A 15,116-nucleotide genomic window follows, 5' to 3' on the forward strand; every position below is an offset into this window, starting at 1 on the left:
GCACGCTATGTGCTCACATATTTACAACTCCCTTTGTTCCCTACATATAAGATGGGGGCATTTCCTCGTAAAGACTCCTTTTCCCAAACCACATACCATGCTAATAAAGTCTTCCTCTCGTCTATTCCTCCTGCTAATTTAATTTTCCAATCAGAAACATACAAACTATCTGCTCATGGTAAATAAACTTCCCCAATTTAAAAAAGCTGACGCCAAACGACCATGTGCAGGGTGGCCGCTTGTGTCAGCCGTTTATTTCTGATAGCAACCGCACGAAAGCCGTTCGACAATCCGATGTGGAATAATAATGCGCTTGACCGGCTCGTTTGGGTTGCTGATTTTTTCAATGAGACTTTTCGTCGCTTCATAGCCGAGCTGGAAAATGTGAATGTCGACCGATGTCAGCGGCGGGCGCGACATTTCGGCTAACAATGTGTTGTTGAAACTGACAATTGAAATATCGTCAGGAACGCGCAAATTCATTTCGTCCAACGTTTTTAACACGCCAAGCGCCATTAAATCATCGGCAACGACAAGCGCCGTCGGCGGATCGGTGAGCGAAAGCAATCCTTTCATCGCCTCTTGGCCGCCTTCCTGCAAAAATTCTTCGTGCATAATATATTCTTCCCGATAAGGAAGGCCAGCTTCTTTCAACGCTGTCTCATACCCGTTCAGGCGGTCGACAGTCACTAAATATTTTTTGTTTCCGCCGACAAAAGCGATTCGTTCATGGCCGCGCGCGATCAAATACTCGGTCGCCTCTTTGCCCGCTCGGTAATTGTCATTATCGACATGGGTGATTTGCTCCGACTTTTGATGCGGCTTCCCGATAACAACAAATGGGAATTTGTTTTTTTGTAAATATTTCATCAGCCTATCATTGATGCGCGAATATAATAAAATCACCCCATCGACGCGGCGGCCTTGAAGCATGTCCACAACCCCTTCGTAAATTTCTTCTTCTTTTTCGCCTGTGGACATTTGCAAGGCGTATTTTTTCTCATGCGCTGCCTTGCTGATGCCGCGGATGACTTCTGGAAAGAACGGGTTTTGCAGCGCCTGTTCCGCTGCGCTCGGCATGACGATGCCGATGACTTGCGTCGCTTGGTTTGCCAAACTGCGCGCGATAAAATTTGGGTGATATCCCAGTTCTTTCATCGCCTCGCGCACTTTCCGCTTTGTTTTCTCGCTGATGCGCGGACTGTCGGCGATAACGCGGGAAACCGTGGAGGGAGCCACGTTTGCTCGTTTCGCGACATCTTTGATCGTGACGTTCATTTTCACTCCCCCATTCGCTTTTTATCCATAGTATAATTTTTATCACGCTATGTTGTATATAATCATTCATTTTTACTATTTTGGAACGCTATGCTTACGTCGCCTGTTTTGACCGCTTTTTGACAAGGTACAAAAATAAGATAAATAATACGTAAACAGCGACAATCGCCATGATGAAAGGAATATTGATCCCTGTTTTATCGGTAAGCGCGTAAATTTCTGCTGTTTCGCGATTAATAATAGTATCATAGCCGTCGCGGTCGCTCCGCACTAAATCGCCGGCAAGCAGCCCGCGCAGCTCTTTTCCCGGCGTCAGCTGGTCATTCGTGATATGCGCCTTTTGTATTTTTCCTGTATTATTAACGGCGATCACCGTTGTTTCCTTTTTATAATGCCGCTTGAACACCGCCATGCCATCCTTTTCGTATAACAGGATAAAATCGCCGCGCCGTAAAGAAGGAAGTTCTTTGCGCAATTGGCCGAGTTTTTTAATGTAATCAATGATTCCCTGATCGGCACGGAAATCCATTAAGCGGCGGTTATCCGGATCTTCTCCCCCATTCAACGCGATTTCCGTTCCGTAGTACATAATCGGAATGCCAGGAGCGGAAAACAAATAAGACATGGCAAGCTTGATTCGTGAAATTGGATTTTGCCGATTGTCAATCGCCAGCTTCGTAAACCGGACCGTGTCATGGTTGTCCAAAAACGTGCCAAGCAAGTACGGACGGTCATAAAACGTTTTATTATATTCCCATACGTCGTAAAGCGGGCGCAGCGATTGATCGCGTTTCGTCAGTGTTTTCGTTATCGCATTATAAATCGGGCAATCGACAAATCCGTCAATGCCATATTTTCCGTAATCGGCGATATAGCGTGGATCATCGCTCCATACTTCGCCAATAAGGAAAAAGTCTTTTTTTACGGACTTCATTGGGAAAATTCCTGGCAAAATGACTTTGGCACATGGCGAACCGTATCTAAGCGGTAACCGTCGATGTCGGTCTGTTTAATCCACCATTTCGCCGCATCAATCAAATAGCGCTTCACTTCCGGATTTTCCTGCGCCAGATCAGGCAGGCCGTACACCCAGCCGTTTTCCACTTGTTTTTGATCACTCCAGTCGAAAATTTCTTTTTTCTCATGGAACCAATCCTTTTTTGTCGGGTCACTCAGCCATGGGTGATGATAGCCGGTATGGTTGGCGACAAAGTCTAAAATGACCTTCATCCCGCGTTTATGCGCTTCTTTGACTAACGTTTTTAAATCTTCCATCGTGCCAAAGTGCGGATCGACTTTGTAAAAATCCTGAATCCAATAGCCATGGTACCCGCCCGGTTCGTTTTTGAAAATCGGCGTCAGCCAGATCGCCGTAAACCCCATCTCTTTAGTGTAATCGAGTTTGGCGGTCACTCCTTTTAAATCCCCGCCGAAATAGCCTTTCGGGTCATTGACGTTGACATCGCAATCATTGCTTGGGTCCATGTTGTTAAAACGGGTCGACCATGATAAAATAAATGGTTTCATCCTTCCAGGTTCGCTCTTCTTTTTCAGCTGCTTGTACCGGAAGCGCATAAAAAAGAAGAAACGGAAGTACAAATAGAGCGAATACTCGATTCCCCATTTCCGTTTCCTCCTTTGCTCATAATATCATTGCTTTTCGGAAAGGGATAATATCACTTCTATCATAATGATTATTACCCTTTTGTTCCACCCGCCGTTAATCCGGAAATTAAATAACGCTGCAAAAATAAAAATACAATGGCAATCGGAGCCGCAATTAAAATCGAGCCAGCCGCAAATCGCGTGAAGTTATTGGCAAAACGGTCATTGATAAAATTGAACAATCCAACTGCAAGCGTATATTTCTCTGGGTCGCGCAACACGATCGACGGCAATAAGAAATCGGTAAACGGAGCCATAAAATTGAATAAAGCAACAACGGCCAAAATCGGTTTTGCCAGCGGAAGCATAATGCGAAAGAACACGCCAAAATGCCCTGCTCCATCCATGCGCGCCGCTTCATCAAGTTCGCGCGGAATCGTATCAAAATATCCCTTCACAAGCCAGGCGTTAAATGGAATTTGTCCTCCGACATAAATTAAAATCAGCCCCCATAACGAATCTAAAAGATGAAGCATGTCTAACAAAATATAAAGAGCAACCATCGCCATTAAAGACGGAAACATTTGCAGCACAAGAAACAAATACAGCCCCATTTTCCTCCCGACAAACCGGTAGCGGGAAAACGCATAAGCAATTAATGCAGTAAAAAATACGGATAAAATCGCATTGATGGCCGCGACAAATAAACTGTTTTTATACCATAACAAATAATTGCTCTGCGGACTCGTAAACAGCCATTTATAGTGTTCTAAAGACGGTTTTTCCGGAATTAACGAAGCGGAATATAAGCTTGTACCCGGATTTAACGACATGCTGATTGTCCAAAGAAGCGGATAGGCAATGACAACGAACATGAATGCAATAAATAAATATATCAATGCCACTTCGATGCGTGATTTTATTTTCTGATTCATTAAATGTTCCCCTCCTCTTTAAAGGAACGTGTGCGCCGGAATTGATACAAGGCAAAACCGCTCACGACCAATCCGATAATAATCGAAATCGCTGCAGCCATATTGTAGTTGTTCGTCGTAAACGTCAAATCATATACCCAAGAAATTAAAATATCTGTTCCTCCAGCGTTTTGCCCGCGCACAGCCGGGCCGCCATCGTTGAATAGATAAATAATATTAAAGTTGTTAAAGTTGCCGGCATATTGCATAATCAACAGCGGTGCTGTCGCGTACAAGACGTGCGGCAGTGTAATTGAACGGAACTTTTGCCAGCGCGTTGCCCCATCCATCTCGGCTGCTTCATACCAATCGCGGGAAATGCTTTGTAAAACTCCGGTAAATAAAGCAAATACGAACGGAAATCCGAGCCATGTTTGGATTAAAATAAGGGCTACTTTTGTCCAAAATGGATCGGTCATCCACGGAATCATGACGCCGAAAGCACTTAAAATATCACGGTTGATCGCTCCGAATTTATCGTTAAACATCGCCGCAAATACAAGAATGGTGACAAATGCCGGCACCGCCCAAGGCAAAATTAAAACCGTGCGAATAAAGCGTTTAAACTTAATGCGCGGGTCATTGACGAGTATCGCTAAAAACAAGCCGAGTGCAATTTGCAATGTCGTTGCGACAATAGTCCAGACAATTGTCCAGGCAAAGACGCTGAAAAAGGTATCTTGCCAAATTGGAACCGATACTAAATTTTTAAAGTTTTTAAAGCCAACCCAATGCAATAGATGACGCGGCGGCGAATTGTACAAGTTGTAGTCCGTAAACGCCAGCGACACCATAAAAAGCAGCGGCAGCACAACAATAAATAAAAGCATAATCAGCCCTGGTGTGACAAATACATATGGAAATCCTTTATCCCATGCGTTTCTGCATGATTCCAGGAGCGACGGAAACGGCTCTCCTCGTTGCAGGCGCAGCGCATCTTTACGCGCATCGATAATATTGAAATAATGCAAAACGGCCGCGAATGCGATGATAATGACAGATACTAGCCCTTGAATCAGCAGGAAAATCGAATGGTCCACCATCGGGATTTCTCCTAATGTAATAAGCCCCCATAATCCGATATTTAAAAAATTATAAAATGTAATTAGAAATGCAGCTTCAATAACAATAAATAAAATTCCTTTTACATAACGCCGGTTATATAATTGTCCCAAGCCTGCAAAAAGGATGGAAAGAATAACAGCAACAGCAGGATGATGGCGCATCTTTTTCCCAGACATGGTGAATCCCCCTTACACGTGATAAGAATGGTGGATAGAAACGGCTCTATCCACCATTGACTTCAATAATTATTGTCCTCCACCGCTGGCGGCAATTTTGTCTTGAATCGTTTTTACCGCTTCTTTCAACACCTCTTTTGGATTATCGCCTTTGGCAATAAACTGTAGCGCATTGCCCATTGGATCCCATACTTGCGACATTTGCGGTACATTTGGCATCGGTTCGCCATATTGGATTTGTTCTGCGAATCCAGAAATTAATGGGTCATTTTTAATTTTTTCGTTCGTTAATGCTTTTTCATTTGCCGGCATTTCCCCTGCGACTTCATAATAATGGAGCGAGTTTTCTTCATTTGTGATAAACTTCATCAAGTCCGTTGCCCACTCTTTATTTTTCGAATAAGCAGATAACATCCATGCTTTCACACCGACAAACGATTTTGGATGCTCCCCGTTTTCTAATACCGGAAGCGGCGCAGTTGCCAATTTGTCCCCTAGCGCATCGCTGTAGGTGGCAATATTCCACGGGCCGCTGATTACCGTTGCTACATTTCCTTTCGTAAATAAGCCATTCATGACATCTTGATTAATTTCTTTTGGAATGTATCCGTTTTCAAACCAAGATTGGACAAGCTCAGCACCTTTGACAGCACCATCATTCGCCAAGCCAATATCGCTTGTATCCATTTTTCCATCTTCGTTACGGAATACATAGCCGCCATATCCCGCAAAGAATGGGTAGACAAAATAGAAATTAGCTGCTTCCATCAAGAAGCCGTATCGATCTTTGGATGGGGTTGTTTTTTCTTTCGCGATTTTCATCAGTTCTTCCATTGTTTGCGGAGCTTCAGGCACTAAATTTTTATTGTAAAATAAGCCGTATGTTTCCACGACAAACGGCACGCCATAAGTCTGTGCATCATAAGTAACCGCATCCATTGCCGTTTTACTATATTCGCTTTTTGCGTCGCCAAGATCAACCGGATCAGCTAAACCTTGGAGAACAATGTCGCCAATACGGTCGTGTGGCTGATAAAATATGTCAGGGCCTTTGCCTGCTGGACCATCTAACGCAATTTTTTTCGCCTGATCAAGCATGCTCACAGCGACTGTTTCCACTTTAATTCCTGTTTTCTCCGTATATTTTTTAAAGATGTCATTTAATGCTTGCTTTTGTTTCTCTTCATCATTTACCCAGACCACTAATTTTTCCGGTTTTTTTACATTTTCTGTTGCATTCCCTTTGTTGTTTTCTTTCACCTGCTCAACATCCCGTTTCGGACCACAAGCAGCCAATACACCGATCATGAGAATCATGGCCATAAACAGCGAAACGGCTTTTCTCATACGTCCCCCTCCTAAAATGAATCATAAATAAATTCATTGGCAGCACAATCGCTTTAGGAAATCGTTTGCACAAAAAAATAATGCCATTTTTAATGAAAACGATTGCACCATTCACTTTCATTATACCGCCTATTTTTCATTTTACAAGCTTTTTTCAATAAAATTTGACTTTTTTATTCAATTATTCTACTCTTTAAATAAAAAAGCGATCAATGCGCAAACGATTGCGTTTATTTAAAGGGGTGCCAAGAATGTTCAAAGAAGCGATTTATCACCGTCCAAAAGATAACTTTGCTTACGCATACGACGAACAAACATTACATATTCGCCTGCGCACAAAGAAGGATGATGTGGAAACCGTTCATCTTCTTTACGCTGATCCATATGAATGGAAAGATAGCGTCTGGCAGCTAAATCGTGCACCTATGGCAAAAAGCGGATCCGACGATTTATTTGACTATTGGTTTATCGAAGTGATTCCCCCATATCGTCGCCTTCGCTATGGATTTGAATTAACGTCCGGAAATGAAAAAACAGTATATACAGAAAAAGGCTTTTATCACGAGGCACCGACAGACGATACAGCTTACTATTTTTGCTTTCCGTTTTTAAATAAAATAGACGTATTTCATGCACCGGAATGGGTGAAAGACACTGTTTGGTATCAGATTTTCCCTGAACGCTTCGCTAACGGGAATCCATCTATCAATCCAGAAGAAACACTGCCATGGGCAAGTAAAGAACCGACATCAACGAGCTTTTTCGGCGGCGACTTAGAAGGGATTATCCATCATCTCGATTATCTTGTCGACCTTGGCGTTAATGGCATTTATTTAACGCCTATTTTCCACGCACCTTCTAACCATAAATACGACACAACCAATTATTTCGAAATTGATCCTCACTTTGGCGATAAACAAACATTCAAAAAACTAGTTGATCTTTGTCATGAAAAAGGGATACGCGTCATGTTAGATGCGGTATTTAATCATTGCGGCTACTATTTTGCACCGTTTCAAGATGTGCTAAAAAACGGGGAAACATCCAAATATAAAGATTGGTTTCATATTCGCGAATTTCCGCTTCAGACAACACCGAGGCCAAACTATGACACATTTGCATTTGTCGCCCAGATGCCAAAGCTAAATACGGAAAATCCCGAAGTGAAAAAGTATTTGTTAGACGTAGCGACCTATTGGATTCGGGAATTTGACATCGACGGTTGGCGGCTCGATGTGGCCAATGAAATAGACCATCAATTTTGGCGCGAATTCCGTCAGGCAGTAAAATCTATAAAACCCGATGTTTATATTCTCGGAGAAATTTGGCATGATGCGATGCCATGGCTGCGCGGCGACCAATTCGATGCCGTCATGAACTACCCGTTTACCAACGGAGCAATCCGCTTTTTTGCGAAAAATGAAATTGGTGCCAAACAATTCGCCAATATAATGACTAATGTTCTTCATTCGTACCCAGAAAACGTCAACGAGGTGGCGTTTAATTTGCTTGGCAGCCATGATACACCAAGAATTTTAACAGTATGCGACAATGATGTGCGGAAGGTCAAGCTGTTGTTTTTATTTCAGCTCTCTTTTACTGGTTCGCCATGCATATACTACGGCGATGAAATTGGCATGACCGGCGGGCAAGATCCAGGATGTCGGAAATGCATGATTTGGGAGGAAGAAAAGCAAAATAGAGATATATTGGAGCATGTAAAAAAACTGATTGCGCTTCGCAAAGCCCATCCCGCTTTCAGACTGGGAAAAACTACATTTATAGAGGCAAGCGATGAATCAAACCATTTAATATATACGAAAACCTATCTTGATGAAACGATTTTCGTCATGATCAACAATAGCAGCAAGGAGATTGACATCACCGTTCCTTTGTCTTTAAAAGGAAAACGGCTCGTCAATTTATGGACGGAGGAGCGGCTTGTTGCTGAGGGCGAAGGATTGCGTGCCATAATTCCTCCATATGGCTTTCTTCTCTATCAAGTGCAAGATCGGTAAAAAGCGAGGGCAGCCTCCTTCCTCGCTTTTCCTCCTCCCGATGCACCGTGCGCCGATACACCATCGGCATCAGTCCGTCCATCTTTTTCAAAAGTCTTGAAAAATAAACGCCATCCTCAATTCCTGCCAGCTTGGCAATTGCATCAATCGTTTCATTTGTTCCTGTTTATCCTTTTTTTGCTTTGGATAAGCGGTAATAATTCAATATTGCACAAAACTCATTCCTATTGTTTTTGACATGCATTGTGTAATGTAGTCAAGATGAAATCATAGGGGTGAGTGAGCTGCTGAATCGCAATCAGTACGCATATGCCGTTCGGCATGTATGCACCGCTTGATTGGGGTATGAATTTCGTTTATCACTGATAAATGGCTATGTGATGGCGCTGGCGTTCGAAAGTATGGGTTTATTCCACATATCGAAACTGCCTCTCCTACTTCCCTGTAGTGGAAGTGGCAGGATTTCCCGCTCGTTTATGATAAAAAGAGCTGCGCTTATCGCAGCTCTTCTTTATTCCTTTATCGCAATGCCGTAGTGCTGAAACCATACGTGCACTTGGCCGAGGTATGCCAACAGCTGCGGTCCCGTCATTAGCTGCCCGAACCAAGGCACTTGAAATGATTTCCCTTCTGTTTCCACTAACTCTTCCAATTTTTTAAGATCGAAAAATTCATAAAGGATCGACGAGCGGTCATGTAATAATTCTTTTACCCAATTTTTTACCAATTTTGTATAAAACGGATGGTGCGTTTTCGGATATGGGCTTTTTTTGCGATATAGCACTTCCTCTGGCAAAATTCCTTCCAGCGCCTTGCGCAAAATCCCTTTTTCGCGGTTGCCGTACATTTTCATCTCCCAAGGAATATTCCAAACATATTCTACTAACCGATGATCGGCGAACGGCACGCGGACTTCTATGCTGGCGCCCATGCTCATGCGGTCTTTTCGATCCAAAAGCGTCGTCATAAACCAAATCATATTCAAATAAAACAACTCGCGCCGCTTGGCATCTTCCGCGCTTTCCCCTTCCAGCCTTGGAACCTCGGCAATCGTTTCGCGAAAGCGCGTTTGCACGTATTCATCGAGCCGCAGTTTCTTTTTCCATTCCTCTTTGAATAAATCGATCCGCGCCTCCGTCGACCGCATCCATGGAAATCCCCTTCTCTCTAAATCATCTGGACGGTGAAACCAAGGGTAGCCACCAAAAATTTCATCGGCGCATTCTCCGGATAAACTAACAACAAAGTCTTTGCGAATTTGTTTACAAAACCATAGCAAAGAAGAATCCACATCAGCCATGCCTGGAACATCCCGGACAACCACTGCCTCCCGCAAATGGTCAAACAGGTCTTCTTGACTAATAACGCAGTGGTGATGAATGGTTTGAAAAGTTTCTGATATCAGTTCAATAAAAGGAGAATCCGCATTTGGCTGAAAATCATTTGCTTGGAAATATTGGTCGTTTCCTTCATAATCAATGGAATACGTATGGAGCCGCCCTTTTCCTTCTTTCGCAAACGCCGATGCAGCAATGGCGGTGATAGCACTCGAGTCAACCCCGCCTGATAAAAATGTGCAAACAGGCACATCAGAAACAAGCTGGCGCGTAACAGCATCAATCAGAAGAAAACGCAATTTTTCTACCGTCTCCTCTAACGAATCACTATGCACATCGCTTTGTACATTCCAGTAGCGCCATACTTTTATTCCTTCGCGGGAAAACGTTAAAGCATGCGCTGGTCGCAATTCTTTCATTCCACGAAACACTCCGTGCCCCGGCGTCCGCGACGGGCCTAGCCCAAACACTTCGGCTAATCCTTCATATTCCACTTCGGCTTTTACATCCGGATGCGCCAAAATTGCCTTCATTTCCGAAGCAAATAAAATGCCAGCGTGGGCATGCCGGTAAAAAAGCGGCTTTACGCCAAGCCTATCTCGTGCTAAAAATAGCTGTTTGCGCTGTTCATCCCAAATCGCAAAAGCGAAAATTCCGTTCAAATAGTCGACACAGCGTTCTTTCCACTCCACATATGCGTTTAACAATACTTCCGTATCCGAATGCCCTCGGAACGTATACCCTTTTTTTAATAATTCTTTACGAATGTCTTCTGCATTGTACAGCTCTCCGTTATAACAAACGGTATAACGATACCCGTTTTTTATTCTTGTCATCGGCTGTTTGCCACCTGCTGGGTCAACAACAATAAGGCGCTTATGCCCAAATGCGGCATGCTCGCTAAACCAAACATTTGTATCGTCGGGCCCGCGTTTCGCCAATGTTTCTGTCATTTTAAAGATCGTCTCTTTTTCTGTTCGCAAATCGCGCTGAAAATCAACCCAACCGGTGATACCACACATATGAACCAATCCTTTCTTTAACAAATGAGAAAAAAGTTATTTTGTTTTCAGCGTAACTCATTCCGGTCTCCATTTTTGTCCAGCTGCGGCAATCGTCCTGTTTTCGCCCGCGCCGCACTTTGCCATCCCTCTGTTTTTTTCATTAACGCCTTCCATATTGGCATGATTCCATTTTATGCAGCACTTCTCATTTCGATGAATTGTCCGATCGTAAGAACGTTGCGTATAAATCAGGGACAATTTGGCAAAACAGAAAATAAAGGAGGAGAAAGAAAATTGGATATCGAACATCGCCTTCCATTCATCAATGAACAAAAACGCGCCTACACGCAAGGAACGGTAGAATTTGTAAACGGCGAGTGGATCTTTTTTGACGGAGAAGATGAGGAAGCGTCGTTGCTTGAGGAAATGGCGGAAAGGAATATAGAGGTTTTCCGTCACGGCCAGTGGATGTATGGCCAACTTCAAAAAGGCGGAAGCGTCGATATAGGCATCAGCTCTTTTCCACTACAAAATGGCGATCGCGTCCGATTTCGCAAACGGCTTCCATACGCTTATCAGCAATGGCTTGAATCGCTTTCCGACAAAACGTTCTTTCGTTTTGTGCAATGGTTGAATGAACACGGCTTTTCTTTATACGATTGCTTATACTGCTATAATGGGCTATTATTTGAAAAATATGCAGGCGTTAATTTTATCATTTACGATAACACCGAACTCGTCGGCAATGTCCAACATTACTATGAGCGTGGAAAAACATGCAAAGACCGCTTTGAAATCACGTTTAATACCGGAAAGCGGTTTGTTTGCGCGCAGTTCGGATAACGGGGAAAGAGCCTCATTCTTTCCCCGTTTTTTCTATTTAGGGCTTACCTTGCCGTTATATACGTTGATAACTCTTCCGCGGTTACCGGCCGATATAACGCATATCCTTGCACGTAATGGCAACGGAGCATTTCTAGCAATTTGAGATGCTCGACCGTTTCAACCCCTTCGGCTACTATTTTTAACCCTAATCCATGCCCCATCGTAATGATCGCCTTTACAATAGCAATATCGGAAGAATTTGTATGGAGCTGCTTAATAAACGAGCGATCGATTTTCAATATGTTTGCCGGCAAATTTTTTAAATAACTAAAAGAAGCGTATCCACTGCCAAAATCATCAATTGCAATACCGACACCGAGCCGCTGTAATTCTTTCATTACTTGAATGCTGTGATGAAGATTGCGAAGCATAGAATTTTCTGTTAATTCTAAGTGTAAACAATTCGGAGAGAGCCGTGATTGCGCTAACGCCCGTTTTACATCCTCAATAAAACTTTCATGCTGAAATTGCGCCGCTGATACGTTGACAAATATAGAAAGTTGCTTATCCCCTAATTCTTGCCATTGTTTTGTTTGCTTACAAGCCGTTGCCAATACCCATCTTCCGATTTCATGAATGAGCCCCGTTTCTTCTGCTAGTGAAATAAATTCATCCGGCCTAACAAGCCCCAGCTTAGGATGTCGCCAGCGAATCAATGCTTCGTTGCCGACAATCTCTCCTGTAGTTATATCGACAATCGGCTGGTAGCATAGAAAAAGCTCTCGCTTTTCTAGCGCCTTTCGCAAATACCCTTCCATTTCTAAACGGTATAGCGTTTCATCGTTCATTTCCGCAGAATAAAATTGAACGCGGTTTCCCCCGCTCCGCTTTGCCCTGTTTACAGCGATATCCGCATTTTTCAACAACGAATGTGTATCAACTCCATCGTTTGGATAAAAGCTGATTCCGATGCTTGCTGTAATAAAAAATTCTTTTCCTTCATACACAATTGGCTTCATCACTTCTTTGGAAATACGAGTTGCTGTTTCAAACACTCTTTCCGAATTGATTCGCCCCGTTAAAAGCAAACAAAACTTATCTCCATGAAATCTTCCTAAATGCGCTCCAATCGGCAAAACATGAAGGATGCGTTGAACGATTTGTTTTAAAATCTCATCTCCCACATAATGCCCTACGCTATCATTAATGCGCTTAAAACGATCTAAATCGATTAATACAACCGCCAGCTTTCGATTTTTTCGCTTTGCCTTCTCCAGCTGTTCGGCGATGGTTTCCATAAACTTTGTCCGGTTTGGCAGATGAGTATCAGGGTCATAATACGCTAAAAATGAAATTTTTTCTTCCGCTTTTTTCTGTTCGGTAATATCCCTGCCAATCCCATAAATCCCCACTTTTTTCCCATCAACAATAATCGGAACGTTCTTAATTTGGAACAATAGCGTTTTCCCTGATTTTGTCGGGATCTCCAAATTATAATATTGGATTTTTCCGCGCAACGCCCGATAAAAATGCATGCTGACGCGGCGCACATCATTCGGATGGATGTATTTTAAAGCGTTCGTATGCAAAACTTCCTCTCTTTTGTAGCCAAGCACTTTTTCAAATGCGGGATTCACGCTCGTTAAATTGCCATGTAAATCAGTAGAATACACAATATCTGTATTATGTTCAAAAAGTGATTGCGATATTTGCATACAAACGCGAAGCCGCTCCATTTCCCGGGAAGTAACGGATAGAAAATGCGCAAGCGTCATCACTCCTTGCAAAGTCTTTGGAATCTCCAAAGAAACGGAAACTCCGCTATCGGCTCTGCGGTGATTCTCTTCCGATAACGCGACCATGCTAAACGCCGCTGAATGTACAGGAACATATCTATCTTTTGTTACTAGTTCGGCAAAGGAAAACGGCGCAAAAGTAGGAGCAATTTGTTCCAGCGTTGCAGTGATTTGCTGCAGTGCAGGAGATACATAACCTTGCACAGCCATACTTTGATAGAAAAAAATCGCTTCCGCTGGCTTTTTTGCCAATTTCGTTAATTCATCGGACATATGCGAAAATAGCGACGGCAAAGGAACGAAACTAGGCTTAACCGTCTCGCCTGGATCGACATGGCCATTTATTTCAATCGAACCATCCTTATTTGCTTTTACAATCGATAAACATTGTTTATGCCCATTTTTCTCCATAACGAACGGAAACTCCGCTCCTGAAAAAGGCAAACGATCGATAAATTCCTTTCCTAAATAACGTTGCAACAATCTTGCTGCTTTTTTCCCATCAAGCTCGTATAATTTGTTTCCGCTGCATTTCGTGACTCGAAAAGTGACGCCAACCGGTTCCCATAAAAACGGATATGATGGTTGAACACGCAAAGAAGAACCGTTAAAACTAATCGCGATCATGCCGCCAGCGACAATCCCTTCATGCGAAAACAAATGCCCTCCTTCCTTCATTCGTCCTGCAATAACAACAGTTTGATCGTTTACCAACGGCATATGGCGAATAAGCGAATGAAAATTGCTGTCTTGATCGGTAAATAAAAGAAGAAGATTCGTTTCTTCCGTTATAAGCGCATCCGAAATATATGCCGCAAGCTCAAGTTCATTGGTAAACTCCTTATATGGCAGCAACACAGAATGAACGCTAACTTTTTCAAATACTGTAAAACAGATGAAAAACCGATCGCCAAAACCGAAAGATTCGCCAGATGTCATCCCAAATAGCTGCGCTTGCGGGAGACAGCGACGAAGCAATTCAATTATTTTGCAAAGTTCAGGCTGCTCCGCTTTATGCGCCGCTATTTGCACAAAAATATGTTCATATTGGGCAAGGTGGTGCTGTGCGATAAAGTCATGCAATTGTTTTGTATCATGACAATGAAGACGGTACACGTTCATTTTGTTTCACCACACTTATGTGAATGTTAGAAAAATTTACAAAATATTCTTTCTACTAACATACCACATTTTTTCTATATGCAAAAGCGGCAATTCCATACGGAATCGCCGCCTGTTTCAAAAAATATCGAATCCTAGCGGTAGCGATAATCCTAAAAATAGTGCGAGTGCAAATGCAATAATCCATTGGATCCATGCAGCTTTCGCGCTTTTTCCTTTTTTCATGTTGACTAAAACCATCTCCATTGCTCCGATCACCCATAAACCGGCAATCGTCTTGACAATATACAATATAGAAATCGAAGCGATGCTATGTAATAAAAGGAGTCCTGTTATAATCGTAAAGATGTAAAATAACCGGAGCACCATTTGCGCGATTTTTACCTTCGCAGATCCTGAACGCTGTAATGAAACGACGATCAAAAATAATAGAATGGTGATCAGCCAACTTGTAATATGCGCGTGTGTCATATCGTTCCTCCTTTTTTCCGACAATTCATTACCATCATAGCATGCACAGATAAGAAAAAACAAACTTTATACACGTGAAGCATTTGTCCGTTTATGGT

At 42.9% G+C, this 15,116-nt stretch carries 9 protein-coding genes and 1 pseudogene; 2 read left to right on the top strand and 8 right to left on the bottom strand.

Features of this window, described 5'->3' with window-relative positions; translation table 11 throughout:
- Positions 1–252: 252 nt before the first annotated feature.
- The 5 genes and pseudogenes from MWM02_RS15245 to MWM02_RS15265 form a co-directional block, all read right to left on the bottom strand.
- Positions 253–1,278: a LacI family DNA-binding transcriptional regulator gene (locus MWM02_RS15245; protein WP_064552520.1), complete on the bottom strand. Its 1,026-nt coding sequence runs from the start codon at positions 1,276–1,278 to the stop codon at positions 253–255.
- Between the two features lie 94 nt (positions 1,279–1,372).
- A pseudogene (locus MWM02_RS15250) lies at positions 1,373–2,902 on the bottom strand (alpha-amylase family glycosyl hydrolase).
- A 73-nt stretch (positions 2,903–2,975) separates the two neighbouring features.
- Positions 2,976–3,818: a sugar ABC transporter permease gene (locus tag MWM02_RS15255; RefSeq protein ID WP_064552521.1), complete on the bottom strand. Its 843-nt coding sequence runs from the start codon at positions 3,816–3,818 to the stop codon at positions 2,976–2,978.
- Positions 3,818–5,098, bottom strand: coding sequence for a carbohydrate ABC transporter permease (locus tag MWM02_RS15260; protein ID WP_244402364.1), 1,281 nt, complete (start codon positions 5,096–5,098; stop codon positions 3,818–3,820). The genes MWM02_RS15255 and MWM02_RS15260 overlap by 1 nt, the downstream gene beginning before the upstream one ends.
- A gap of 69 nt (positions 5,099–5,167) precedes the next feature.
- A complete protein-coding gene (locus tag MWM02_RS15265) occupies positions 5,168–6,445 on the bottom strand; it encodes a sugar ABC transporter substrate-binding protein (protein WP_244402365.1) in 1,278 nt (425 codons plus the stop codon).
- 251 nt (positions 6,446–6,696) lie between these two features.
- Between MWM02_RS15265 and MWM02_RS15270 the strand changes: the two genes are divergently transcribed.
- Positions 6,697–8,463 carry an alpha-glycosidase gene (locus tag MWM02_RS15270; protein WP_244402366.1) on the top strand — a complete coding sequence of 589 codons (1,767 nt, stop codon included), beginning with the start codon at positions 6,697–6,699 and terminating at the stop codon, positions 8,461–8,463.
- 511 nt (positions 8,464–8,974) lie between these two features.
- On the opposite strand, the gene asnB is transcribed toward MWM02_RS15270, so the two are convergent.
- Complete coding sequence (gene asnB / locus MWM02_RS15280; RefSeq protein ID WP_244402367.1) at positions 8,975–10,822, bottom strand: asparagine synthase (glutamine-hydrolyzing); 1,848 nt, start codon at positions 10,820–10,822, stop codon at positions 8,975–8,977.
- Positions 10,823–11,098: 276 nt separating this feature from the next.
- Between asnB and MWM02_RS15285 the strand changes: the two genes are divergently transcribed.
- Positions 11,099–11,647, top strand: a complete 549-nt coding sequence (locus tag MWM02_RS15285) for a DUF2777 domain-containing protein (protein WP_244402368.1) — start codon at positions 11,099–11,101, stop codon at positions 11,645–11,647.
- A gap of 44 nt (positions 11,648–11,691) precedes the next feature.
- Here the strand turns inward: MWM02_RS15285 and MWM02_RS15290 are convergent, their stop codons facing one another.
- Positions 11,692–14,547 (bottom strand): EAL domain-containing protein, encoded by a 2,856-nt coding sequence (locus tag MWM02_RS15290; RefSeq protein WP_244402369.1) that lies wholly within the window; start codon positions 14,545–14,547, stop codon positions 11,692–11,694.
- Between the two features lie 117 nt (positions 14,548–14,664).
- Entirely contained in the window at positions 14,665–15,018 is a 354-nt protein-coding gene (locus MWM02_RS15295) for a YisL family protein (RefSeq protein WP_244402370.1), read from the bottom strand.
- Positions 15,019–15,116: the final 98 nt, after the last annotated feature.

Origin of the sequence: Parageobacillus sp. KH3-4, assembly GCF_022846435.1 — a bacterium.
Taxonomy (GTDB): domain Bacteria; phylum Bacillota; class Bacilli; order Bacillales; family Anoxybacillaceae; genus Parageobacillus; species Parageobacillus thermoglucosidasius_A.

What these genes read in the sequence shown, in the direction of transcription:
- MWM02_RS15245 (WP_064552520.1), bottom strand. Translation starts at nt 1,278, where the DNA reads ATGAACGTCACGATCAAAGATGTCGCGAAACGAGCAAACGTGGCTCCC.
- MWM02_RS15255 (WP_064552521.1), bottom strand. Translation starts at nt 3,818, where the DNA reads ATGAATCAGAAAATAAAATCACGCATCGAAGTGGCATTGATATATTTA.
- MWM02_RS15260 (WP_244402364.1), bottom strand. Translation starts at nt 5,098, where the DNA reads ATGTCTGGGAAAAAGATGCGCCATCATCCTGCTGTTGCTGTTATTCTT.
- MWM02_RS15265 (WP_244402365.1), bottom strand. Translation starts at nt 6,445, where the DNA reads ATGAGAAAAGCCGTTTCGCTGTTTATGGCCATGATTCTCATGATCGGT.
- MWM02_RS15270 (WP_244402366.1), top strand. Translation starts at nt 6,697, where the DNA reads ATGTTCAAAGAAGCGATTTATCACCGTCCAAAAGATAACTTTGCTTAC.
- asnB (WP_244402367.1), bottom strand. Translation starts at nt 10,822, where the DNA reads ATGTGTGGTATCACCGGTTGGGTTGATTTTCAGCGCGATTTGCGAACA.
- MWM02_RS15290 (WP_244402369.1), bottom strand. Translation starts at nt 14,547, where the DNA reads ATGAACGTGTACCGTCTTCATTGTCATGATACAAAACAATTGCATGAC.
- MWM02_RS15295 (WP_244402370.1), bottom strand. Translation starts at nt 15,018, where the DNA reads ATGACACACGCGCATATTACAAGTTGGCTGATCACCATTCTATTATTT.